The sequence below is a fragment of the Rhodococcus sp. FW305-130 genome (assembly GCF_058788335.1).
Genome location: NZ_JBYTAP010000002.1, coordinates 569,267 through 591,331, shown reverse-complemented (window position 1 = coordinate 591,331; position 22,065 = coordinate 569,267). Strand labels below are relative to the sequence as shown.

Below are 22,065 nucleotides of genomic sequence, written 5' to 3'. Positions count from 1 at the left end.
ATGGCAAGAACCAGACTGGGGCGGACGCTCCCCGAGACCGTCGGTGTTCACGGAGCGATCGAACATTCCGCTCCGGCCATCACCTTCGATCGCGTCAACGTCGCCTACGGCCGCGGGAAGACCGCAACCCATGCACTCGTCGATTTCAATCTGCGAGTGGCACCGGGTGAAACTGTGGCACTGCTGGGGCCCAGTGGATCCGGCAAGTCGACCGCCCTGAAGGCCCTCGCGGGATTTGTCCGCCCCACGTCCGGTTCCGTCAAGCTCGGCACCCGAGACGTCACCAATCTGCCTCCCGCACAACGCGGTATCGGCGTCGTCGTTCAGTCGTACGCTCTTTTCCCGCACATGCGAGTTTCCGAGAACGTAGCCTTCGGACTCCGAGCCCATCGCGTGCCGCGCTCGGAGATCGGCCCTCGCGTAGCCGAAGCCCTCGACATGGTCGGGATGTCGGCGTACGGAAAGCGCCTTCCCCGTGAGCTTTCCGGCGGTCAACAGCAGCGAATCGCAATCGCCCGAGCCTTGGCAATTCGCCCTGGAGTACTCCTCCTCGACGAACCACTGGCCGCCCTGGATGCGCAACTTCGCGAGAGCATGCTCGGCGAACTGTCGAGACTGCGCGCCGCACTACCTGACACAGCCATGCTCTATGTGACGCACGATCAGAGTGAAGCCCTGGCGCTCGCAGACCGAATCGCAGTGATGCGCAACGCCAGACTCGCGGACATCGACACCGCCGAGGCCTTGTGGAAACGCCCGCCGTCCAGCTTCACCGCGGCCTTCCTCGGGGGTGCGAACCTGCTGCCCTGCACCGTCACACGCGTCATCGGCACCTCCGCACTGGTCTCGATCGGTGGCACGCCGTTCACCGCTCACGCCCCGCAGCCCGAGATCGGGCACATCGAATGGGAGTCCGACATGGACGCCTACCTGTGTGTTCGTCCACACGCGGTAGGCGTAACCGGCGTCGGCGCACGAGGATCATTCCCGGCGCGCATCGTCTCGAGCGTCTGGCGCGGTTCCACGACGCGTCTGACGCTGGCTGTCCGTGGCCTCGACGACGTCCGCGTCGACGCGGATGTTCCAGGGCACGACGAACGACCGGTCGACACCGAAGTGGGCGTCGTCTTGCCCACGGACGGCAGTGTCCTGGTTCCGGCGGATCGCCACCCATGACGACAACCTTGGAACGCCCCGAAACCGCTGTGCCCCAGCACAAAGACCCCATCCCGTGGCGCCGGATCGGGTGGACGCTACCGCCACTGCTTCTTGTCCTCGTGTTTGCTGTCTATCCCACTGCGCGTGTCCTCACGGAATCGCTGAGCACCGGAAGCGGCACCGGGTTGTCCACGTGGTCCTCCGTGCTCGGTTCGGAACTGTTCAGGACCGCACTGTGGCGGACCATCCAGATCGCCGTTGCGTCGACCCTGGGGTGCCTGATCCTGGGAACCTTCCTCGCCTTGGTGCTTGCCTTCGTTCCATTCGCCGGATCCAAGGTGGTGGGGCGATTGATCGACACGGTGCTCGCCCTGCCGTCATTCCTGATCACGCTGGCGTTCACGTTTCTGTACGGCACGGCCGGCGCCGTCAACGCCTTGATCATCCGCATCACCGGCGACGCGAGCGGCCCGCTGAACTTCCTGAACACTCCGTTCGGAGTCATCGCGGCCGAAATCACCTTCTTCACACCCTTTGTCGTGCGTCCGCTGTTGGCCGCGTTCACCCAGATTCCGCGTGAACAGCTCGACGTTGCAGCCAGTCTCGGCGCGTCACCCGTCCGAGTTCTGCGGCAGGTGGTGATGCCGGAAGCGTGGCCAGCCCTCCTGGCCGGTGGATCACTCGTACTTCTGATGACACTGAATGAATTCGGCATCGTGCTCTTCACCGGAGCAAAAGACGTCGTAACTCTTCCGGTCCTCATCTACACCCGCGGCATTGTCACCTTCGACTTGCCCGGCGCGGCAGTGATCGCGACGGTCCAGGTCGCACTCTCACTCGGCCTGTACTGCCTCTACCGATTCACCTTCAACAGATTGATGGGAGGCAGCCGTGCTGCTGTGGACACGAAGCTCTAGGGCTCTCGTACTCGGATTCTTCACCCTGGTCGTCGCGGTGGTTTTTGTCGCGCCCATCGCCACCGTCGTCGCGGCTGCCTTGGCCGGATCGTGGACCGGTCCACTTCCGTCGAATCTCGGCGGCAAGAACTTCTCCACGGCGCTGTCCGACGAGAACTTCGCCAGCCTGATCGTCAGTTTGCAGACTGCATTCATCGCGGGGGCATTGGCATTGATCGTCGGAACGTGGGCCGCGCTGGCCTCTCGTGAGGCACCGATGTGGCTGCGGCGCATCACCGATGCCGTATTCCATTTACCGATTGCGGTTCCGTCGGTCGCGATCGGCCTGGGTCTGCTCATCACTTTCAACGAGCGCCCACTACTGCTCGGCGGCACCAAATGGATCGTGATTCTCGCTCACACGGTTTTGGTGCTTGCCTTTGCCTTCAGTTCCGTATCGGCCGCGCTCGAACGGCTCGATCCCGCCTACCGTCAAGCTGCCGAATCACTCGGCGCCGGCCCAGTGCGGGTGCTGACGCGGGTGACGCTACCGCTGCTGCTCCCGGCGTTGGGTGCGGCCGCCGGGCTTTCCATCGCACTGTCGATGGGTGAGCTGGGCGCAACGGTCATGGTCTACCCGGCGACATGGAAGACCTTGCCGGTCAGCATCTTCGGACTCACCGACCGCGGCCAGGTATTTCTTGCCGCAGCAAATACGACACTGCTGCTTGCAGTTACCCTGATCGCCCTCATGGTGGTCGGCAGAATCCGTCGGCGCTGACCTTGCTGTGCGCCTTTATTAACCGCCCGCGGTTAATAAAGGCGCACAGCAAGGGGTTTATCCCTTCCGCAAGATGTACCGCTGAACCTTGCCGCTCGGGGTCTTGGGCAGATTCGGAACAAAGTGCACTGTGCGCGGGTACGCGTGCGCTGCAAACTTCTTCTTCACCAGGGTTTGCAGTTCCTTCTCGAGTTCGTCGTCGCCGTCGACACCTTCGCGAAGTACGACGAACGCTTCGAGGACCTCACCGCGCAACTCGTCGGGCATGCCCACCACTGCCGCCTCGATGACGTGCTCGTGCATGACCAGCACGCTCTCGACGTCGAAGGGACCGATGCGGTAGCCCGCCATGATGATGACGTCGTCGTCGCGCGAGGAGAAGAAGAAGAATCCGTCCTCGTCCGTCATTCCGGCGTCACCGGTGATGTACCAGCGACCGTCTTCGCTGAATCGCTGCTTCGTCTTCTCCGGCGCATCGACGTACCCGGTGAACCACATCAACGGACTGTTGTGAGTATCGATCGCCACGCGTCCCTGAGTGCGAGCCGGTGCGATGTCATCCGAATTGTCCTCCAGCACAGCGGCAGACCAGCCCGGCAACGGACGACCCATCGATCCGGGGCGGACGTCCTCGCGGAGTCCGTCGGCCCAGGCGTTGACGATGAACATGCCGTGCTCGGTCTGGCCGTAGTGATCACGAACCTCGACGCCCAACGAGTTCTTCGACCACGCAACAACATCCGGAGTCAAGGGCTCACCGGCCGAGGACGCGCGGCGCAGCGAGATGCCTTCCGGAACGGGCGCCTTGTCGGCACGCAGACTGCGGTACACGGTCGGAGCAGCGGCAAAATTGGTGACACCGAACTTCTCGATGATCTGCCACGTCAGCGGCGCGGAGAATCCGGCGTGCAGCAGAATGCTTCGCGTTCCCGCGGCAAGCGGACCGAGCAACGCGTAGTACAGCCCGTACGCCCAGCCCGGGTCTGCGGCGTTCCAGAACACGTCGTCCTGACGGACGTCGAGGCCGAACTCCTGGTAGGCGTGGAACGACGCGAGCGCGCGCACCGGAACCGGCACGCCCTTGGGTGTTCCCGTGGTGCCACTGGTGAACAACTGCACCATCGGTGCGTTGCCGCCGACTGCCTGAGCAGCGCCCCTCGGGTCTTCGGCATCCTGAGCTGCGACAAGTGCATCGAAGCCCAACTCGTCACCGGCCGCGCCGCCCGCGACGATGACCTGCCACGCTGCGTTGGCGGGGATGTCCTCACCCGGCGCGAGCTTGTCGAGCTGATTGGCGTCGGAAATGACCACCTTCGCGCCACTGGCCGTCAAGCGGAAAGCGATGGCCGGCGAAGCGAACGCCGTGAACAAGGGCACGTGGACCGCGCCGCGGCGCCAGATTCCGAGGAGTGCGACCACGAGGTCCGCAGACTTGCCCATCAAGGTCGCGACGTTGTCACCCGGCTCGACTCCGAGGTCGGCCAGAGCTGCCGCGAAACGCGCGGACTGCTCACGTAGATGACCGTAAGTGAGGTCCACCGAGCTAAGGTCTGCCTCGACGACGGTGAATGCAACGCCATCCGCGGGATGCCGATCGCAGAGCAATTCTGCGGCGTTGGCATGCGGGGTGTCGTACTGGTCCAGCAGCTCGCGCACCCGTGCGGTGGGATCGGTGCTCATCAACTTGCTCCTTATCGATCGTCGTATGGTTGGCCCGACCGGTTACGTTGGCGGCTCGTCATACGTACTGTTCACCCCCTATGATCTAGCTCACAAGAGAACTTCACTACCCCCAGAAAGGGGTACCTGCGTGAATCGACATGCTTCGTCACTTCTGCGTCCCCGCGACGGGGACGCTATGCGAGGTGAACTCCGAACAATTGCAGCTCAGGGCGTTGTTCCCGTGCTGTTCGGAGGCGAGGTCCAGGACGGAACCCTGCACCTGAGCGAATTCGTCGGCACCCGCACCAACAATCTCAAGGGCTTGGCCATCCCGCCGCGCTCGGGCATGGGCGGACGCGTCGTCGCCCAGGGTTCACCGATCACCGTCAACGATTACGGCAATTCGCAGTCCATCACTCATCACTTCGACCGGCCTGTTCTGAGCGAGGGCCTGCATTCGATCATCGCCGTTCCGGTCATGGTGTCCGGCAAATCGCGCGCGGTCCTCTACGCCGCGATCCGCGACTCCGCTCCCCTCGGCGATCGCACAGCAGACGTCATGGTCAGCGCATCCCGGCGTCTCGGGATGGAGTTCGCCATCCGCGACGAGGTCGATCGTCGCCTGCAACTACTTCAGGCCGCCGCCGCGACCACCGCCGACGGTATGTCTTCGGAAGAGATCCGCGGAGTCCACGCCGAACTACGCAGTGTCGCCCAGACCGTGACCGACACCGACTTGCAGACCAAGCTCCGCGGACTTTCCCAGCGTTTGGCCAACCTGCTGCGCCCTACCGCCGACGCCGAATCCGCCGTCGCACTCACCCCACGTGAAGTGGATGTTCTCTCGCAAGTCGCACTCGGCTGCACCAACATCGAAGCCGGCCAAAGGCTTTCCCTTCGACCTGAAACAGTCAAGAGCTATCTGCGAAGCGCGATGGGAAAGCTGGACGCGAGCTCACGCCACGAAGCCGTGGTGACCGCCCGCAGGTTGGGACTGCTCCCCTGACGGGTCAGTAGCCCTCCGGCAGAGCGGTGAGCATGTCGCGGGTGACTGCGACGGCGTTGTCCGAACTTCCGCCCCGCACAACCAGAGTGGCGAAGGCCAGGTTGCCGCGATAGCCGACGAACCACGCATGCGATCCCCCGTCGACCTCGGCTTCACCGGTCTTGCCGTACACCTCACCCTGATCTTCGACGCGTTCTGCAGTACCGCTCGTGACCACGAGTCGCATCATGCCGCGCAGACCGTCGACCATGGCCGGCGTGATCGCCGGGCGCTCACCGTCGATGGTGGTTTCGCGCCCCGAAATAAGTTGCGGCACCGGAGTCGAACCGTTCGCGACCGTCGCAGCTGCCATCGCCATTCCGAACGGACTGACCACGACCTTGCCCTGACCGAACCCGTCTTCCGTCCGCTGGACCAGGTCCGACGCCGGCGGCACCGAACCGGAATCGATCGGCAATCCCACCACGTTGTAGTCCTGGCCGATGCCGAACTGCGCTGCGGCAGTGGTCAACGTGTCTGCCTGCATCTCGCTGGCCAACTTGGCGAAGGACGTGTTGCACGAACGCGCGAAGGCCGTTGCCATCGGCACCGTGCCGAGTGCGAACTCGTTGTAGTTGGGCACGCTGCGCTCGCCGATCTCGATTCGGCCCGGGCATGGCACCATCGTGTCGGGGGTCGCCTGACCGGTCGAAATTGCCGCACCTGCCGTGATGATCTTGAAGGTCGAACCAGGCGGGTACTGACCCATCGTCGCGACCGGCCCGTCGCGGTCAGCTGCCTTGTTCTGCGCGACGGCCAGGATCGCGCCACTCGACGGTTCGATCACCACCATCATCGCCTGATCCTTGTTCACGTTCACCGCGCGCTGAGCAGCGATCTGGATGTTGCGGTCCAGACTGATACTGAACGACGGAACCGGTTGTGGCGCAGTCTCGGTCAACACGTCGGTGTCGACGCCGTTCTGGTTGACCGTGACGACACTCCAGCCGGCTTTGCCGTCGACCTCGTCGATGATCGTCTTCTTGATCTGCCCGAGAAGGTCAGGCGCGAACTCCGGGTCGGTCGACACGAGATCCGATTCGTCCGATACCGATACTCCCGATATCGCACCCAACTGCGCCGAAACTTGGTCGTAGTCATCACTGCGCAGCCGCGTCACGAGATAGTCACCCTTGACGGCCGTCGAGGATTCGGCGATCGACTGACCGGTCAGCGACGGATCGAACCGCCCGAGAACACTTGCGAGACTGTTCGCGGAACCTATGATGTCGTTGCTCTTGGAGCGATCGAACTTCACTCGGTAGACGATTCCCGGCACCAGGACGTCGGTCCCCGAATGCTCGTTGACCCGCGCTCGCGGCGCCGCGGTTGCCCGCAACGACATCGTCTGCTTGTCACCGAGGCGCGGATGAACGTCCGTCGAACTCCAACGGACGGACCAGTCGCCGTCCTTGCGTCCCATCTGCAGCTCGCCGTCGTACGTCCAGACGCGGTCTTTCGGCAGGTGCCACTCGTAGGTGTAGCCGACCGTCGCAGTGTCACCGTTCATCTTCACCGACGTGGTCTCGGCAGTCATCGACTCCGCCTGAAGCGCATCCCAGGTGTCACTCAATACAGGACCCGCGGAATCAGGCCGGTCCGTCATTTTTGCTGCCTCGTCGATGTCCCTGTCACCGAACGCACTCAGGAACTGCTGCGCGACGGGCTCGGGGCCGGCGGGTTTCGGAGTACACGAACTGATCCCCACCGCCAAAAAGACCACGGTGCAGGAGGCCAACAGTTGGGCCGAGCGACTACGAGAGAAATGCCGAGTGTTCATCGAGCCCCATAGTAGGGCGACAAATGCTCCACCCAGCGTAGGCGCGACCATTGCACGCAGCTTGGACGCTCAGTCGAGCAGCACCGTCGAGAAGGTCGCGACCTGCCGGAACCCCACCCGCGAATAGGTCGACCGCGCAATCGTATTGAAGCTGTTGACGTACAGGCTCGCAATGCGACCGGTCGCCATGATCGACTCCGCTACAGCCGCTGTACCGGTCACGCCGAAGCCCTGCCCACGAAATTCCGGGTTGACCCACACGCCCTGAATCTGGCCACAGCGAGCAGACATCGAGCCGACCTCAGCCTTGAAAACGACCTGGCCTTCCTCGATATGCGCCCACGCTCGACCAGCGGCGATCAGGCTTGCCACACGATGTCGATATCCGCGCCCACCGTCGTTTGCACGCGGATCGACGCCAACCTCTTCGATGAACATCGCGATCGCGGCAGGCAGATAGATCTCGAGTTCGTCCGAGCGAACCTGCCGGACCAGTGGGTCCGACGGGCATGCCAGCGGCTCGGATACCGCGAGCAACGGCTGTTCGGGGCGAACCTCCCGCGCAGTTCCCCAATCGAGCTCGAGCATCTCCCACAGCGGCAACGCCAATTCGGCGCGACCGACCACCGACGAGCACATGCGCGGAATCCGACAGGCGCGGTCAGCGAATGCCCGAATGTCATCCGGATCGCCTCGAAGTGGAACCAGATTTGCCCCGGCAAAGCACAGCGAGGACAACGGCCCGCCTCGACTCCACAGCTCGCCGTGAATCATTCGTGGGTCGACACCGCATTCTTCGACGCGCGCGGCAATCATGCATGCGGCCACCGGATCGGCGTCGAGTACCCGTCGGACGTCTTCGAGATCTCGACTTCCGACCTGCTTGGCTCCGAGGAGTTTGAGCATCCGTCAACCCCCTCGACTCGACTGCGCGTCCACGAATATCACTACCCGATCATGATGCACTCAGATTGCCACGAACCTGACACCGACGGGGAAGATTCATCCGGCAATCACTCAACTCACGGTGACGACCGGCGCACCCTCCGAAGCGTCACCCTCCATGCTTTCGGCGATTTTCATCGCTTCTTCGATCAAAGTCTCGACGATCTGCGCCTCGGGCACCGTCTTGATGACCTTGCCCTTGACGAAGATCTGGCCCTTGCCGTTGCCGGACGCCACACCGAGGTCAGCCTCACGTGCTTCACCCGGTCCGTTCACGACGCAACCCATGACTGCCACGCGCAGCGGGATCTCCATGCCTTCGAGGCCGGCAGAGACCTCGTCGGCAAGTGTGTAGACATCGACCTGTGCACGGCCACACGAGGGGCATGACACGATCTCGAGCTTGCGGGGACGCAGGTTCAGAGACTGCAGAATCTGGTTACCGACCTTGATTTCTTCGGCCGGCGGGGCCGAGAGCGAAACCCGGATGGTGTCGCCGATACCCTCCGCGAGCAGCGCACCGAAGGCGACCGCGGACTTGATCGTGCCCTGAAACGCCGGCCCTGCCTCCGTGACGCCGAGGTGCAACGGGTAGTCGCACTTGGCGGCGAGTTGGCGGTAAGCCTCGACCATGATCACCGGATCGTTGTGCTTGACGGAGATCTTGATGTCACCGAAGCCGTGCTCTTCGAACAACCCGGCCTCCCACAGCGCGGACTCGACCAACGCTTCGGGCGTCGCCTTGCCGTACTTCTCCATCAACCGAGGATCGAGCGATCCCGCGTTGACACCGATACGGATCGGAATGCCTGCATCACCGGCAGCCTTGGCCACCTCTTTGACACGGCCGTCGAATTCCTTGATGTTGCCCGGATTGACGCGCACCGCAGCGCATCCCGCATCGATTGCCGCGAAGATGTAGCGCGGCTGGAAGTGGATGTCGGCGATAACCGGGATCTGGCTCTTCTTCGCAATGATCGACAACGCGTCCGCGTCTTCCTGACGTGGGCAGGCGACACGGACGATGTCGCAACCGGACGCGGTCAGTTCCGCGATCTGCTGGAGCGTTGCATTGACATCGTGCGTCTTCGTGGTGCACATGGACTGCACCGAGATGGGGAAATCGCTGCCCACACCTACCGTGCCGACCTGCAGCTGCCGTGTCTTGCGTCGAGGAGCAAGAATCGCTGCGGGTGCCGAGGGCATTCCCAGTCCGATAGGGATGGTCACGTCTGTGCCTTCTTTCATAGCTTCACTGCAAGTTTAGCCGGGCGATCGCCGCACTACCGCGCGGCAACCGTCGCCATGCTCACACGGTCAGAAGATCTTGATCGGATTGACGATGTCAGCCGTGAGTGTCAGCAACATGAACGCGCCACCGATCACGATGAATACGTAAGTAATCGGAAGGAGTCTCGTGTAGTCGACGGGACCGCCCGGAATCAAGCCGCGGCGAGCGCGGAACCAATCGCGGATCTTCTCGTAGAAGACCACCGCGATGTGACCGCCGTCTAGCGGCAACAGCGGCAGGATGTTGAAAACGCCGAGGAAGAAGTTGATCGATGCGAGCAGTCCGACGAACATCGGCCACTCGGCTCGATCAGCGGCCTCGCCACCGATCACGCTGGCGCCGACCACGCTGATAGGTGTGTCCAGCGCCCGCTCGCCGCCCGTGATCGACTCCCACAGAGCCCCCACCTTCGACGGAATGTCAGCCAACGCCTTCACCGAGTCGACCATGATCTGTCCGGTGTAGTCGAAGGCTGCCGGAACAGCAGAGAGCGCGTTGTACTCGACCAGCGCCGAGCCCGGACCACCGATTCCGACAGCGGATACTTCCTGCTTCACGGGAACGCCACTGGCCGAGTTCACATATCGCTGGACTCGTTCGGGGACGACCGTGATCGACAACGCCTCTCCGTCGCGATCAACCGACAACACGATCGGGCCATCCACACCTCGAATAGCAGCTGCCACCTCGGGGAAGGTGCTCGTCGACTTTCCATCGACTGCGGTGATCCGATCCCCCGATTTCAGGCCCGCATCTCCTGCGGGGCCTCCACCCGAGCACTCTGTCAGCTCGAAGTTGCCGTCCTGGCCCAGCTGATCGGGGGCTACACATGTGACCTCTTGGACCACTGGCTGAGCGGGTTCAGTTCGGCCCCAACCGAGGAGCAACGCGTAGATCAGGAGGAACCCGAGAATGAAGTTCATCGCGATACCGCCGGACATGACGACGACACGCTTCCACGCCGCCTTCTTGTACATCGCATGCGGCTCTTCTTCGGGCGTCATCTCGTCGAGAGCCGTCATACCGGCGATGTCGCAGAATCCACCGAGCGGCAGCGCCTTGAGGCCGTACTCGGTCTCACCTCGACGGAACGAGAAGATCTTCGGTCCGAAGCCGATGTAGTAGCGGCGAACCTTCATTCCCAAAGCCTTGGCCGTCCACATGTGGCCGGCTTCGTGCAGGGCGATGGACACGCCGATGCCGAGGGCAAACAGCACTACGCCCAGTGCAAAAACCATGAAAGCTCTAGCCCTCCTGCTTCACGAGCTGACGCGCTCGTGTGCGTGCCCAGCCGTCCGCGGCCAGAACGTCGTCCACGGTAGCCGGTTCCGCGGACCATTGACCTGCATCGTCGAGAACAGCGGCCACCGTGCGGACGATCGCCGGGAAGGAAATGACACCGTCGAGGAATGCCTGAGCCGCCACTTCGTTGGCCGCGTTGTAGATCGCGGTGAAACAACCGCCGGATTTGCCCGCGCTTCGCGCCAGATCGACGGCGGGGAACACCGACGAATCGAGCGGCTCGAATTCCCAGGTGGAGGCGGTGGTGAAGTCGCATGCCGACGCAGCACCTTCGATGCGGTCCGGCCAGCCTAGAGCGAGAGCGATCGGGAGCTTCATGTCCGGCGGGCTTGCCTGCGCCAGCGTCGACCCGTCGAAGAAGGTGACCATGGAATGCACGATCGACTGCGGGTGCACGGTGACGTCGATGCGGTCGTAGTCGATCCCGAACAGCAGGTTCGTCTCGATCAGCTCGAGGCCCTTGTTGACCAGAGTTGCCGAATTGAGTGTGTTCATGGGCCCCATCGACCAGGTGGGGTGCGCTTTTGCCTGAGCTGGATTCACACTTTCGAGATCCTCGGCGCTCCAGCCACGGAACGGTCCACCCGAAGCGGTGAGAACCAACCGAGCCACTTCGTCGCCTGTTCCACCACGTAGACACTGGGCAAGCGCCGAATGCTCCGAGTCGACCGGCACGATCTGACCGGGTGCGGCGGCTTTGGTCACCAGCGCTCCGCCGGCGACAAGCGATTCCTTGTTCGCCAGCGCCAGGCGCGCTCCCGAGTTCAGCGCCGCCAGAGTCGGTTCGAGTCCCAACGAACCGACGAGTGCATTGAGGACAACATCGGCAACGCTGTCCCGAACCAGTTCCGTCACGGCGCTCGGTCCCGAACGGGCGGTTACCGATTCCAGCGCCGATGCCGCTGCAGGATCGGCGACGGCGACGTCCGTGACGCCGGTTGCACGAATCTGTTCGCCCAACAACTCGACGTTGTTGCCGCCCGCTGCGAGACCGACTACTTCGAAACGATCGGGGTTGGCTGCGATGACCTCCAGCGCTTGGGTACCGATCGAACCGGTACTGCCGAGGAGGAGGACGCGGGTACGTGTGGTTTCCTGCACTCGCCCATTGTTCCTGATAACACCTGAGAACAACCTTATCGACGCCCAACTACGTACGACAGGCAGTCGTATGTCACCATATTGGGCAGTAGTGCAACCGAATGAGCAGGAGGATCGACCGTGGCCGATACCCAGTTGGACGTCAAGTCCAGCGCCCCCGTCGTGGTCTCGCACGTCGATGAGGCCGAGGTCCCCTCTGCCGCATGGGGGTGGAGTGGTGAAGGACTCAAGTTTTTCCGTTTCCTCGGATGGTTCTTCGCAATATTCCTGCTTCTGATGATGATCGGAAACCATCACGGCAAGGTCGAGGATCTGTGGCTCATCGGCACCGCCGGATTGATGATCTTCGTTCTGGTCCGCGACATCGTCATCCGTCGCCGCCCGCGCTAGAGACCTGACAAAGAGAAGGCCTCCACGAACGAAAGTTCGTGGAGGCCTTCTCTTTATGTGTTTTTCAGGCCTGGAGGGTTTCAGTTCTCGGCTGCCAGCTGGCCACAGGCTGCGGCGATTTCCTGACCGCGCGTATCGCGCACAGTGCACGAGACACCCTGGGCGATGACCCGACGCACGAACTCACGCTCGACGTCCTTGGGGCTCGCGTCCCACTCGCTACCCGGAGTCGGGTTGAGCGGAATCAGGTTGACGTGCACCAACCCGCCGAGTGCTTTCTTCAGCTTCTTGCCCAGCATGTCCGCGCGCCACGGCTGATCGTTGACGTTCTTGATCATCGCGTACTCGATGGACACACGCCGACCGGTCTTGTCTGCGTAGTACCGGGCAGCCTGAAGTACTTCCGACACCGACCAGCGATTGTTGACCGGCACAAGTGTGTCGCGCAGTTCGTCGTCCGGTGTGTGCAGCGATACCGCCAGCGTGACGCTCAGGCCTTCGTCAGCGAGCTTGCGGATAGCGGGAGCGAGGCCGACGGTCGAGACCGTTACGGACCGCTGAGAGAGGCCGAGGCCGTCGGGTGCGGGCGAAGTGATCCGTCGTACCGCTGCCACCACGCGCTTGTAGTTCGCCAATGGCTCGCCCATACCCATGAACACGACGTTCGAGAGGCGTCCGGGTCCGCCGGCAACATCACCGTCGCGCATTGCGGCCGCTGCCTCGCGAACCTGATCGACGATCTCGGCGGTCGAAAGGTTGCGGTCGAGGCCGCCCTGACCCGTCGCACAGAACGGGCAGGCCATTCCGCAACCTGCCTGACTCGAGATACAGAGCGTCGCCCGATCGGGATAGCGCATCAGGACGCTTTCGAGCAGCGTTCCGTCATGCGCCTTCCACAGGGTCTTGCGAGTGTCGCCCGAATCGCACGCGAGGTGCTTGATCGGGGTCAACAAGGTCGGGAACAGCGACTCCCCCACCTTCTCGCGCACCGATGCGGGGAGATCGGTCATCTTCTCCGGATCGGCTTCGAGCCGCGCGTAGTACTGACGCGCGAGCTGATCGGCCCGGAAAGCCGGAAGGCCGAGCTCTTTCACCGCTTCTTTGCGCTCGGCGGAATCGAGATCGGCGAGGTGCCGTGGAGGCATTCCGCGCTTGGGTGCAGTGAAAACGAGGGGAAGAGAGGCAGCCATAGTTACACCATTGTCCCATTGTTTTGGGGTGCTACCCCACTGCCACCCGATTGTGGCCGGATTACCCGTGCAACTTTGCGCAGGTTGCGTGATGATCATGTCATGTCAACCACACCAGAGGATCCGTCGAACTCCCCCGTGTACGGCCCCGCCGACGGTTTCGGTCCCGATCCGGAACTTCCGAAGGTGGGCGAGGACAAGGCAGTGGAAAAACACGATCCGGAACCGACACCGACGCCTGAACCGGTGCCGACCGGAACGTCGGTCACCGACCGAACCAGGGCTGCGACGACGTGGGTTGGCCTGGTCATAGGCGCAATTGTGCTGATCATGCTGCTGGTGTTCATCTTGCAGAACCTCGAGAGCGTCTCCGTCAAGATCCTCGCCTGGCAGATCGACTTTCCGCTCGGAATCACGATCCTGCTCTCCGCGATCGCGGGCGCATTGATCATGGCGTTGGCAGGCGGGGTTCGCATCATTCAGATCCGGCGCGCAGCGAAGCGGCAGATGTGACTGAAATCTAGTTACGCAATTGGGTCGATCGATGGGCCAGCAGGCATCATTGATGTCGTGGAAATCACCGGAAAGGCCCTGATGTGACTACTCACATGGAGAGACCTGTGACCTCGCGAATTGCCCCACAGCAGGCAAGATCCTGGCTCCTCGTCCCCGCGTCCAAACCGGACACCTTCGACGCCGCACTCGCGAGTGCGGCCGACGCCGTCATTCTCGACCTCGAGGATGCCGTCACCGCACCCAACAAACCGGCGGCCCGCCGCGACGTCGCCGCATTCCTGAGCGAACACAATCACGCCTGGGTTCGGATCAACGACGCCACGACACCGTTCTGGGAAGAGGATCTGGCCGCACTCGCGGGCCTCCCCGGACTCGAGGGTGTCATGCTCGCAAAGACCGAAAGCGGTCAGCAGGCCGACGCCACGGCCGAGCGACTTCCCGAAGGCACCAAGATTCTTGCTCTCGTCGAATCCGCGGTAGGACTCGAGGCTGCGCCCGAGATCGCACGCACTGACGGCATCTTCCGTCTCGCATTCGGCAGCGGCGACTTCCGGCGCGACACTGGGATGGACGACTCCCCCACGTCGATGTCGTACCCGCGTTCGCGGCTCACCATCGCCAGCCGCGCGGCACGCATCGCTCCGCCGATCGACGGTCCCACGCTCGGCCCCGATCTGGATCTGCTCGCCCGAGACTGTGCGATCACCTTGTCACTCGGTATGGCCGGCAAACTCTGCATGACCACCGCGCAGACTGCCCCCGTCAACGCGGGACTGAGTCCATCCGTGGCCGACGCGATCTGGGCTCAGAATGTCATCGACGATCTCGGCGAAGACGGCTCACGCGTGCGCGACGGCAGCGACCTGCCCAAGCTCGCCAAGGCGAAGAAGATTCACAAGCTCGCCACCCTGTTCCACATCCCCACCGATCACTGATTTTTTTACTACTGAATCGGTGCAGAAAACGTCAGGCGCTCAAGTCGGAGCGCCTGACGTTCGTCTTTTGAGCCCGCTTTCACGCAAGTTCGAGTGATCGTGGTTTGGACCGAACATGGATCCGGTATCGCACCGTGAAGCCCAATCCCGTTACTTGCGAGAACGCACGCTCGGCAGTCTTCTCGGTGAACTCGATCCCGAGTACTCGCCGCAAGTCGTCTCGATTCTCGAACTCCCACCGGGCGTCGACACGGGTAAGCGAGAAACCTTGAGCCTCGAAGAATCCTTCGACCGCCGCGGGATCGTATTTGGGCAGATCCGCCCTCATCCACTCTCCGTACGGGCCGGCGCTCACATCGAGATCCACGATCAGCAGGGCTCCCCCGGGCCTCAGGATGCGCATGGCTTCACGAATTCCCGGGCCGCAGCCTTTGCCGAAAAAGTACGCCGTACGGGCATGAACGAGATCGACTGAAGCATCCACCAGACCCGTGGACTCTGCTGAACCCTGGACTACGTCGATCGACGCCGAATCGCGGGTTCGTTCCCGCGCGGCCTTCACCAGCGGCGCGTGCGGCTCCACTCCGACAACACGACGGGCAGTACGAGCGAACTCCGGTAGATGGAACCCCGCCCCACAGCCGACGTCGACGACGTCGCGTCCAGACCAGTCGACCTGGGCTCGCATCGCGGCCCAGATGGAACCGTCGACGTCCTGCGCGCGGTTCTCGATTTCGTACACGTCCGGCCAATGCCAGATGTTCGGGCTGGGGATCGGCTTGGAACGGCCGGAGAAGAAATCACGCACGCGAAATCAGACGAGTGCGTACAGAATCAGCCAGGTGACAAATGCCGACGGCAGGAGTGAATCCAGGCGATCCATGATTCCGCCGTGGCCGGGAAGCAGGGTTCCCATGTCCTTGATGCCGAGTTCACGCTTGATCTGCGATTCGATCAGGTCTCCGACCGTCGCGACTACCACCAGGACGACACCGAGCAGGACGCCGATCATCGAATTCGCGTCGAGGATCAACGTCACCGAAAGCAGGCTGCCGATGACGCAGAAAATGAGGGAGCCGACAAATCCTTCCCAGGACTTCTTCGGGCTCACAGCGGGCACCATCGGGTGCTTCCCGAACAGCACTCCGGCCGCGTAACCGCCGATGTCGGAGCACACGACACCGATCATCAGGACGAAGACGCGCCCCGGGCCGTCGTCTTCGAGCACCATCAATGCACCGAATGACGCCAACAGCGGGATCCACGCCAGAACGAACACCGTGATCGAGGTGTCTCTCAGGAAGTTCTTCGGGGTCGCCTTGAGCCCGTGGTCGAACAACCGCCACACCATGCACACCAGGACGGTTGCGGTGAATCCGCTGAGCACCCCGACCGGTCCCCACGGCCAGCCGAGCCAGATCGTGGCTTGCCCTCCGACGAGAAGGGGAATTCGCGGCACCTCGATGTCGGCTTCACGAAGCCGCGTTGTGACCTCCCACGTCGCGATGAACATCGCGATCGCGACGACAGCGATCCATCCCGGGGGCAGGAAGATCAAAGTGCCGATGACCAAGGCTCCGAGACCAGCTCCGACGCCGATGGCGGCAGGTAGGTTCCTGCCCGCCTTCGACTTCGGCGGTTGCGCGCCCTCAGCGCCGCCCGTAGGCCCGTCCGTGACGGGACCACCGGCGGTTCCCTCTTGTGCGTGCACCCAAACTCCCTGATCTACTCCCGACGACAAACACTGCAAATGAGGAGGCTATACCTCCATCAACTCTGCTTCCTTGTGCTTGACGAGTTCCTCGACCGTGTGCACGTACTTCGCCGTGGTCTTGTCGAGTTCTTTCTCTGCGCGACCGACCTCGTCCTCGCCGGCTTCACCGTCCTTCTGGATCCGGCCGAGTTCGTCCATCGCCTTGCGGCGGATGTTGCGCAGCGTGACCTTCGAGTCCTCGCCCTTGGACTTGGCCTGCTTCACCAGTTCACGACGACGCTCTTCAGTGAGCTGCGGAACCGAGATGCGGATGATGCTGCCGTCGTTGGACGGGTTCACACCGAGATCCGAGTTGCGGATCGCCGTCTCGATCGCGTTGAGCTGCGAAGCCTCGTACGGCTTGACGATGACCATGCGGGCCTCGGGGACGTTGATGCTCGCGAGCTGCGTGATCGGCGTGATCGAACCGTAGTAGTCGATCACGATGCGCGAGAACATACCGGGGTTCGCGCGTCCGGTGCGAACCGAGCCGAGATCGTCCTTGGCTACCGTGACAGCCTTTTCCATCTTCTCTTCTGCCTCGAAGAGCGCTTCATCGATCACGGCTGTTCCTCCATGTTGTTCTGCATCATTTTTTGGGTGTCACTCACGACTTGATCAGGGTGCCGATCTTCTCACCGGACACCGCGCGAGCGATGTTTCCTTCGGTGAGGAGGTTGAACACCATCATCGGCATCGAGTTGTCCATGCACAGGCTGAACGCCGTCGCGTCCGCGACCTTGAGTTCACGTTCGATGACCTCGCGGTGCGTGATCTGTTCGTACATCGTCGCGTCCGGGTCGATACGCGGGTCGGCCGAGTAGACGCCGTCGACGGCCTTGGCCATCAGCACTACCTCGGCACCGATCTCCAGCGCGCGCTGCGCAGCAGTGGTGTCGGTGGAGAAGTAGGGCATACCCATCCCGGCACCGAAGATGACTACGCGCCCCTTCTCGAGGTGCCTACGTGCGCGAAGCGGAAGGTACGGCTCGGCGACCTGTCCCATGGTGATTGCCGTCTGCACTCGAGAATCGACGCCGGCCTTCTCCAGGAAATCCTGCAGAGCGAGGCAGTTCATGACGGTGCCGAGCATGCCCATGTAGTCGGAGCGCGCGCGATCGAGGCCACGCTGCTGCAGTTCCGCTCCGCGGAAGAAGTTTCCGCCGCCGATGACCACTGCAACCTGCACGCCCGATCGAACGACCTCTGCGATCTGCTCAGCCACCTTGGTGACCACGTCGGGATCGAGACCGACTTTGCCGCCTCCGAACATTTCGCCGCCGAGTTTGAGCAGGACCCGCTTGAATCCTGGACGTTCGTTGGCTGGTTCGGACATTGTTCTCCTCAGTTCGATACAAGACCTTGTAGGTCCTTCATTCTTCTTCTGCCGCCGAATCGGACACCGCGACATAGGAAAGCCCCCGGGACTCGTCCCGAAGCACTCTTATCCTGCCTCATCGGAGGCCCCAGGTACACGTAGACCCCGCCGGTAGAGCAAATGCTCTTCAGGCGGGGTCCATGTGTACGGGCTCCGAATTAAGCGGAGGCGCCGACCTCGAAACGCACGAAGCGCTTGATGGTCACGCCTGCCTCGTCGAGGATCGCCTTGACGGTCTTCTTGGAGTCCGTGACCGAAGACTGCTCGGTCAGAACGACGTCCTTGAAGAAACCGTTGACGCGGCCTTCGATGATCTTCGGCAGAGCCTGCTCGGGCTTGCCTTCTGCGCGGGCGGTCTCCTCGGCGATGTGACGCTCGGAAGCGACGATTTCAGCGGGAACCTCGTCACGCGTGACGTACTTTGCCTTGAGTGCTGCGACCTGCATTGCAGCGCCGCGAGCGGCCTCAGCAGCAGCATCGCCTTCGCCGGTGTACTCGATGAGAACGCCGACAGCGGGCGGCAAGTCGGAGCTGCGCTTGTGCAGGTAAACGGCAACGGGGCCGTCGAAGGAAGCGACGCGGCTCAGTTCGAGCTTCTCGCCGATCTTCGCGGACTGCTCGGCAATGACGGTGTCGATGGTCTTGCCGTCGAGCTCGAGCGCCTTGAGAGCGTCGAGGTCCGCAGGCTTGCCAGCAGCAGCGACGGTCACGATCTCGTCGGCCAGCTTGATGAACTCGTCGTTCTTGGCGACGAAGTCGGTCTCGCAGTTGATCTCGATCATGACGCCGTCCTTGGCGACGACGAGACCCTCAGCGGTGGTGCGCTCTGCGCGCTTTCCGACATCCTTCGCGCCCTTGATGCGCAGCTGCTCGACGGCCTTGTCGAAATCGCCGTCTGCATCTGCGAGTGCGTTCTTACATGCCATCATTCCGGAGCCGGTGAGCTCACGGAGCCGCTTGACGTCAGCGGCGGTGTAGTTCGCCATGATTAGCGAGCCTCCTCATGTGTCTGTTTCGGACCTAGGACTAACGGTGAAGCACGGCCTAGCGGTGAAGCACGGCCTGACGGTGGTGCTCGGGCCTAACGGTGAAACGGCCCTGACCAAAAGAACTCTTGGTCAGGGCCGGTTTCAACGAATCAGGCCTCGGTGGCCGGTGCCTCTGCGGCGGGGGCTGCCTCAGCCTCTGCAGCCGGAGCTGCCTCAGCCTCTGCAGCCGGAGCTGCCTGCGAGAGCAGTTCCTGCTCCCACTCGGCGAGGGGCTCGCCTGCGCCGGCTTCGGGCTTCGCGTCCTTGTCGGCGCTCAGTCCTGCACGTGCCTGCACACCTTCGGCAACCGCGGAAGCGACAACCTTGGTCAGCAGTGCTGCGGAACGGATGGCGTCGTCGTTGCCCGGGATCGGGTAGTCGACGAGGTCGGGGTCGCAGTTGGTGTCCAGGATCGCGATGACCGGGATGTTCAGCTTGCGAGCCTCGGCAACTGCCAGGTGCTCCTTGTTGGTGTCGACGATCCACACCGCGGAAGGAACCTTGGCCATGTCGCGGATACCACCGAGGGTGCGATCCAGCTTGGTCATCTCACGCGTGAGCATGAGGATTTCCTTCTTGGTGCGACCTTCGAATCCACCGGTCTGCTCCATTGCCTCGAGCTCCTTGAGGCGAAGCAGACGCTTGTGAACGGTGGTGAAGTTGGTGAGCATGCCGCCGAGCCAACGCTGGTTGACGTAGGGCATTCCGACGCGAGTCGCTTCGGAAGCGATGGACTCCTGCGCCTGCTTCTTGGTGCCGACGAAGAGGACGGTGCCGCCGTGGGCAACGGTCTCCTTGACGAACTCGTACGCCTTGTCGATGTACGTCAGCGTCTGCTGGAGGTCGATGATGTAGATGCCGTTGCGGTCGGTCAAGATGAATCGCTTCATCTTCGGGTTCCAGCGACGGGTCTGATGTCCGAAGTGGGTTCCACTATCGAGCATCTGCTTCATGGTTACGACAGCCATGGCTGTGTACCTCAAACTTTCAATCCGGTTGATGCAGGCGATCGGGTGATCCCTGCCCTGGCACCCGCACGGCCGTCGGACCTGTTTCGTGAGAACCAGGACCAGCCGAGGCCGGAAAACGTGCGCGGGCGCGCGAAGTCGGACTGTGCGAGCACAGACCGCTCGACAAGTGTACGTCCTTGTCCGCGGATGCCATAACCACCCTGTAAGCAACAGACCGAACCGGCGGTTGTGGATCGGCGATCATCTTGTGGATTACCCGTCTGATCTGCATTGAAGTGCGTGCGACTCCACGCAAGATCAAGGAATGACGATGTTGCTCGGAGCTCGACGAGGAGTGGTCGTTGCCGTGATCTCCTGCTGTGTCGCCGTAGGCACGGCGTCGGCAGACACGCGTTTCGACTGGCCGCTCGCTCCCCGGCCGCACGTGGAACGCGCTTTCGACAAACCGGCCAAGAATTGGCTGCCGGGTCATCGCGGGGTCGATCTCGGCGGCAGTGCCGGCCAATCCGTCCTCGCGGCCGGCGACGGCATTGTGGTGTTCGCGGGAGTGGTCGCCGGAAAGCCGACGGTGTCGATAGATCATTCCGGCGGCCTACGCACGACCTACGAACCCGTCGTGGCAGTCGTTCGCGCAGGTCAACGCGTCGCCGCCAGGGCCGTGATCGGAACCCTCGAAACCGGGCACGAAGGGTGTGCTGTCGAAGCATGTCTGCACTGGGGCTTGCGCCGTGGACGCGAGTATCTCGATCCACTCGGACTCGTTCGGACGCAACCGCTCAGGCTCAAGCCATTGAAAGGAGGCTGACCGGTCGCAGAAATCGGTCGCAGAATCAGTGCCACTCGGAAACGGCGTGCCGACCCACAGCGTCCGCGAAGTCGTCGGCCACCATCGCTGCCAGTTCCATGAACGCTCGTCTGGTGGCCGGTCGCATCAACTCGAGGTCCATCACCGACCCCTCCGCGAGATGCTCGTCGAAAGGAATGACCTCGACGGCGCGGCATCGACGCATGAAATAGTCCACCAAAGCGTCCATGTCGATCACGCTCGACCCTGGTCGGGCGGCGCTGATGACGACGACGGTCCGTTCGACCAGATGGCCGTATCCGTGCAACTGAAGCCAATCGAGCGTTGCCGCTGCGCTGCGCGCTCCGTCGATTGCCGGCGAACTGACGAGAACCAACGAATTGGCAAGATCGAGAACGCCGTTCATCGCCGAGTGCATGATCCCGGTACCGCAATCAGTGAGGATGATGTTGTAGTAGACCTGCAAGATGTCGATGACCTGGCGATAGTCCGCCTCGCTGAATGCCTCCGAAATCGCCGGATCCTGCTCACTCGCCAGGACCTCGAGACGACTCGACGACTGGGATGTGTGCACTCGAACGTCCGAATAGCTCTTTATGTCCGGTCTAGCAGCAATCAGATCGCGCACCGTCGAATTGGTCTGCAGCGGAACACGTTGCGCCAAAGTTCCGAAATCGGGATTGGCGTCAACCGCCACGACGCAGTCACCACGAAGCGAAGCAAATGTCGCACCGAGTCCGACCGTGACCGTCGTCTTGCCCACGCCCCCTTTGAGCGAGAGCAAAGCGACTCGGTAGTCGTTACGGATCGGCTGCTCGATTCGGGCGGCCAGTGCACGGTTGCGCTGTTCGTTGGTCGAATCCCCCAGATTGACCACACCTCCGGTCGCACGATGCAATCCCCTACGCCATCCGCCACGCGGCGTCCGTTTAGGGCGTTTCAGTAAAGCTTCGGCAACCAGATCCTGGTTTGTCACCTGCTGTTGGCTCGACGGTGGCGGTGGCGTGGTCCAGACCTCTTGCAGTCGTGCCACAGGCTCCGGCGTCGGCGCCGGCTCGGGAGCCGGTTGCGGCGCTTCGGACAGCCAGGCCGGTTGGCCGCTGTTCGGCAGGTGCTTCACATCTTGGCGGTTCACGAA

Annotated in this window: 22 protein-coding genes; 8 read left to right on the top strand and 14 right to left on the bottom strand. The window is 62.6% G+C overall.

The window, feature by feature from the left end; all coding sequences use genetic code 11:
• From AC3WQS_RS08915 to AC3WQS_RS08905, 3 genes are read left to right on the top strand one after another with little or no spacing between them, the layout of a single operon-like run.
• Window positions 1-1,176, top strand: a complete 1,176-nt coding sequence (locus AC3WQS_RS08915; RefSeq protein WP_492712504.1) for an ABC transporter ATP-binding protein — start codon at window positions 1-3, stop codon at window positions 1,174-1,176.
• Window positions 1,173-2,075: a 2-aminoethylphosphonate ABC transporter permease subunit gene (locus AC3WQS_RS08910; protein ID WP_020907381.1), complete on the top strand. Its 903-nt coding sequence runs from the start codon at window positions 1,173-1,175 to the stop codon at window positions 2,073-2,075. The genes AC3WQS_RS08915 and AC3WQS_RS08910 overlap by 4 nt, the downstream gene beginning before the upstream one ends.
• On the top strand, window positions 2,050-2,835 hold the full coding sequence (locus AC3WQS_RS08905; RefSeq protein WP_029255145.1) for an ABC transporter permease: 786 nt from the start codon (window positions 2,050-2,052) through the stop codon (window positions 2,833-2,835). Before AC3WQS_RS08910 ends, AC3WQS_RS08905 begins: the two co-directional genes overlap by 26 nt.
• A 57-nt stretch (window positions 2,836-2,892) precedes the next feature.
• Here AC3WQS_RS08905 and AC3WQS_RS08900 read toward each other — a convergent pair whose 3' ends face one another.
• Window positions 2,893-4,515, bottom strand: coding sequence for an AMP-binding protein (locus AC3WQS_RS08900; RefSeq protein WP_492712505.1), 1,623 nt, complete (start codon window positions 4,513-4,515; stop codon window positions 2,893-2,895).
• A 178-nt stretch (window positions 4,516-4,693) separates the two neighbouring features.
• Here AC3WQS_RS08900 and AC3WQS_RS08895 point away from each other — a divergent pair, with 178 nt between their 5' ends.
• Window positions 4,694-5,503, top strand: coding sequence for a LuxR C-terminal-related transcriptional regulator (locus tag AC3WQS_RS08895; RefSeq protein WP_060939588.1), 810 nt, complete (start codon window positions 4,694-4,696; stop codon window positions 5,501-5,503).
• 4 nt (window positions 5,504-5,507) lie between these two features.
• Here the strand turns inward: AC3WQS_RS08895 and AC3WQS_RS08890 are convergent, their stop codons facing one another.
• From AC3WQS_RS08890 to dxr, 5 genes are all read right to left on the bottom strand, one after another.
• A complete protein-coding gene (locus AC3WQS_RS08890) occupies window positions 5,508-7,322 on the bottom strand; it encodes a penicillin-binding transpeptidase domain-containing protein (protein WP_492712506.1) in 1,815 nt (604 codons plus the stop codon).
• A gap of 69 nt (window positions 7,323-7,391) precedes the next feature.
• Window positions 7,392-8,228, bottom strand: a complete 837-nt coding sequence (locus AC3WQS_RS08885; protein ID WP_029255142.1) for a GNAT family N-acetyltransferase — start codon at window positions 8,226-8,228, stop codon at window positions 7,392-7,394.
• Between the two features lie 111 nt (window positions 8,229-8,339).
• Window positions 8,340-9,497: a flavodoxin-dependent (E)-4-hydroxy-3-methylbut-2-enyl-diphosphate synthase gene (gene ispG / locus AC3WQS_RS08880; RefSeq protein WP_007734888.1), complete on the bottom strand. Its 1,158-nt coding sequence runs from the start codon at window positions 9,495-9,497 to the stop codon at window positions 8,340-8,342.
• An 87-nt stretch (window positions 9,498-9,584) separates the two neighbouring features.
• A complete protein-coding gene (locus AC3WQS_RS08875; RefSeq protein ID WP_141487410.1) occupies window positions 9,585-10,796 on the bottom strand; it encodes a M50 family metallopeptidase in 1,212 nt (403 codons plus the stop codon).
• A gap of 7 nt (window positions 10,797-10,803) precedes the next feature.
• On the bottom strand, window positions 10,804-11,961 hold the full coding sequence (dxr, locus tag AC3WQS_RS08870) for a 1-deoxy-D-xylulose-5-phosphate reductoisomerase (protein WP_492712507.1): 1,158 nt from the start codon (window positions 11,959-11,961) through the stop codon (window positions 10,804-10,806).
• Between the two features lie 120 nt (window positions 11,962-12,081).
• Between dxr and AC3WQS_RS08865 the strand changes: the two genes are divergently transcribed.
• A complete protein-coding gene (locus AC3WQS_RS08865; protein ID WP_019747993.1) occupies window positions 12,082-12,351 on the top strand; it encodes a DUF2631 domain-containing protein in 270 nt (89 codons plus the stop codon).
• An 80-nt stretch (window positions 12,352-12,431) separates the two neighbouring features.
• On the opposite strand, the gene rlmN is transcribed toward AC3WQS_RS08865, so the two are convergent.
• Window positions 12,432-13,541 (bottom strand): dual-specificity RNA methyltransferase RlmN, encoded by a 1,110-nt coding sequence (gene rlmN, locus AC3WQS_RS08860; RefSeq protein WP_019747992.1) that lies wholly within the window; start codon window positions 13,539-13,541, stop codon window positions 12,432-12,434.
• A gap of 102 nt (window positions 13,542-13,643) precedes the next feature.
• Here rlmN and AC3WQS_RS08855 point away from each other — a divergent pair, with 102 nt between their 5' ends.
• Together AC3WQS_RS08855 and AC3WQS_RS08850 are read left to right on the top strand one after the other, a co-directional pair.
• Entirely contained in the window at window positions 13,644-14,054 is a 411-nt protein-coding gene (locus tag AC3WQS_RS08855) for a LapA family protein (protein WP_019747991.1), read from the top strand.
• A gap of 95 nt (window positions 14,055-14,149) precedes the next feature.
• Window positions 14,150-14,992 carry an HpcH/HpaI aldolase/citrate lyase family protein gene (locus AC3WQS_RS08850; RefSeq protein WP_030244636.1) on the top strand — a complete coding sequence of 281 codons (843 nt, stop codon included), beginning with the start codon at window positions 14,150-14,152 and terminating at the stop codon, window positions 14,990-14,992.
• A gap of 79 nt (window positions 14,993-15,071) precedes the next feature.
• On the opposite strand, the gene AC3WQS_RS08845 is transcribed toward AC3WQS_RS08850, so the two are convergent.
• From AC3WQS_RS08845 to rpsB, 6 genes are all read right to left on the bottom strand, one after another.
• Window positions 15,072-15,800, bottom strand: coding sequence for a class I SAM-dependent methyltransferase (locus tag AC3WQS_RS08845; RefSeq protein WP_019747989.1), 729 nt, complete (start codon window positions 15,798-15,800; stop codon window positions 15,072-15,074).
• Between the two features lie 6 nt (window positions 15,801-15,806).
• Window positions 15,807-16,703 (bottom strand): phosphatidate cytidylyltransferase, encoded by an 897-nt coding sequence (locus AC3WQS_RS08840; protein WP_003942673.1) that lies wholly within the window; start codon window positions 16,701-16,703, stop codon window positions 15,807-15,809.
• A gap of 48 nt (window positions 16,704-16,751) precedes the next feature.
• Entirely contained in the window at window positions 16,752-17,309 is a 558-nt protein-coding gene (gene frr / locus AC3WQS_RS08835) for a ribosome recycling factor (protein WP_003942777.1), read from the bottom strand.
• A 43-nt stretch (window positions 17,310-17,352) separates the two neighbouring features.
• Complete coding sequence (gene pyrH, locus AC3WQS_RS08830) at window positions 17,353-18,081, bottom strand: UMP kinase (protein WP_019747988.1); 729 nt, start codon at window positions 18,079-18,081, stop codon at window positions 17,353-17,355.
• A 200-nt stretch (window positions 18,082-18,281) separates the two neighbouring features.
• The gene (gene tsf, locus AC3WQS_RS08825; RefSeq protein WP_019747987.1) at window positions 18,282-19,109 is read right to left on the bottom strand and encodes a translation elongation factor Ts; all 828 of its coding nucleotides are present in this window, start codon (window positions 19,107-19,109) and stop codon (window positions 18,282-18,284) included.
• A 152-nt stretch (window positions 19,110-19,261) separates the two neighbouring features.
• Window positions 19,262-20,119, bottom strand: a complete 858-nt coding sequence (gene rpsB / locus AC3WQS_RS08820; protein WP_003942709.1) for a 30S ribosomal protein S2 — start codon at window positions 20,117-20,119, stop codon at window positions 19,262-19,264.
• 313 nt (window positions 20,120-20,432) lie between these two features.
• Between rpsB and AC3WQS_RS08815 the strand changes: the two genes are divergently transcribed.
• Complete coding sequence (locus tag AC3WQS_RS08815; RefSeq protein WP_166655215.1) at window positions 20,433-20,927, top strand: M23 family metallopeptidase; 495 nt, start codon at window positions 20,433-20,435, stop codon at window positions 20,925-20,927.
• Window positions 20,928-20,952: 25 nt separating this feature from the next.
• Here AC3WQS_RS08815 and AC3WQS_RS08810 read toward each other — a convergent pair whose 3' ends face one another.
• Window positions 20,953-22,062: a MinD/ParA family ATP-binding protein gene (locus AC3WQS_RS08810; protein ID WP_019747985.1), complete on the bottom strand. Its 1,110-nt coding sequence runs from the start codon at window positions 22,060-22,062 to the stop codon at window positions 20,953-20,955.
• Window positions 22,063-22,065: the final 3 nt, after the last annotated feature.

What these genes read in the sequence shown, in the direction of transcription:
- rpsB (WP_003942709.1), bottom strand. Translation starts at nt 20,119, where the DNA reads ATGGCTGTCGTAACCATGAAGCAGATGCTCGATAGTGGAACCCACTTC.
- tsf (WP_019747987.1), bottom strand. Translation starts at nt 19,109, where the DNA reads ATGGCGAACTACACCGCCGCTGACGTCAAGCGGCTCCGTGAGCTCACC.
- AC3WQS_RS08895 (WP_060939588.1), top strand. Translation starts at nt 4,694, where the DNA reads ATGCGAGGTGAACTCCGAACAATTGCAGCTCAGGGCGTTGTTCCCGTG.
- pyrH (WP_019747988.1), bottom strand. Translation starts at nt 18,081, where the DNA reads ATGTCCGAACCAGCCAACGAACGTCCAGGATTCAAGCGGGTCCTGCTC.
- AC3WQS_RS08910 (WP_020907381.1), top strand. Translation starts at nt 1,173, where the DNA reads ATGACGACAACCTTGGAACGCCCCGAAACCGCTGTGCCCCAGCACAAA.
- AC3WQS_RS08875 (WP_141487410.1), bottom strand. Translation starts at nt 10,796, where the DNA reads ATGGTTTTTGCACTGGGCGTAGTGCTGTTTGCCCTCGGCATCGGCGTG.
- AC3WQS_RS08855 (WP_019747991.1), top strand. Translation starts at nt 13,644, where the DNA reads ATGTCAACCACACCAGAGGATCCGTCGAACTCCCCCGTGTACGGCCCC.
- AC3WQS_RS08915 (WP_492712504.1), top strand. Translation starts at nt 1, where the DNA reads ATGGCAAGAACCAGACTGGGGCGGACGCTCCCCGAGACCGTCGGTGTT.
- AC3WQS_RS08850 (WP_030244636.1), top strand. Translation starts at nt 14,150, where the DNA reads ATGGAGAGACCTGTGACCTCGCGAATTGCCCCACAGCAGGCAAGATCC.
- AC3WQS_RS08890 (WP_492712506.1), bottom strand. Translation starts at nt 7,322, where the DNA reads ATGAACACTCGGCATTTCTCTCGTAGTCGCTCGGCCCAACTGTTGGCC.
- AC3WQS_RS08900 (WP_492712505.1), bottom strand. Translation starts at nt 4,515, where the DNA reads ATGAGCACCGATCCCACCGCACGGGTGCGCGAGCTGCTGGACCAGTAC.
- AC3WQS_RS08815 (WP_166655215.1), top strand. Translation starts at nt 20,433, where the DNA reads ATGTTGCTCGGAGCTCGACGAGGAGTGGTCGTTGCCGTGATCTCCTGC.
- rlmN (WP_019747992.1), bottom strand. Translation starts at nt 13,541, where the DNA reads ATGGCTGCCTCTCTTCCCCTCGTTTTCACTGCACCCAAGCGCGGAATG.
- AC3WQS_RS08885 (WP_029255142.1), bottom strand. Translation starts at nt 8,228, where the DNA reads ATGCTCAAACTCCTCGGAGCCAAGCAGGTCGGAAGTCGAGATCTCGAA.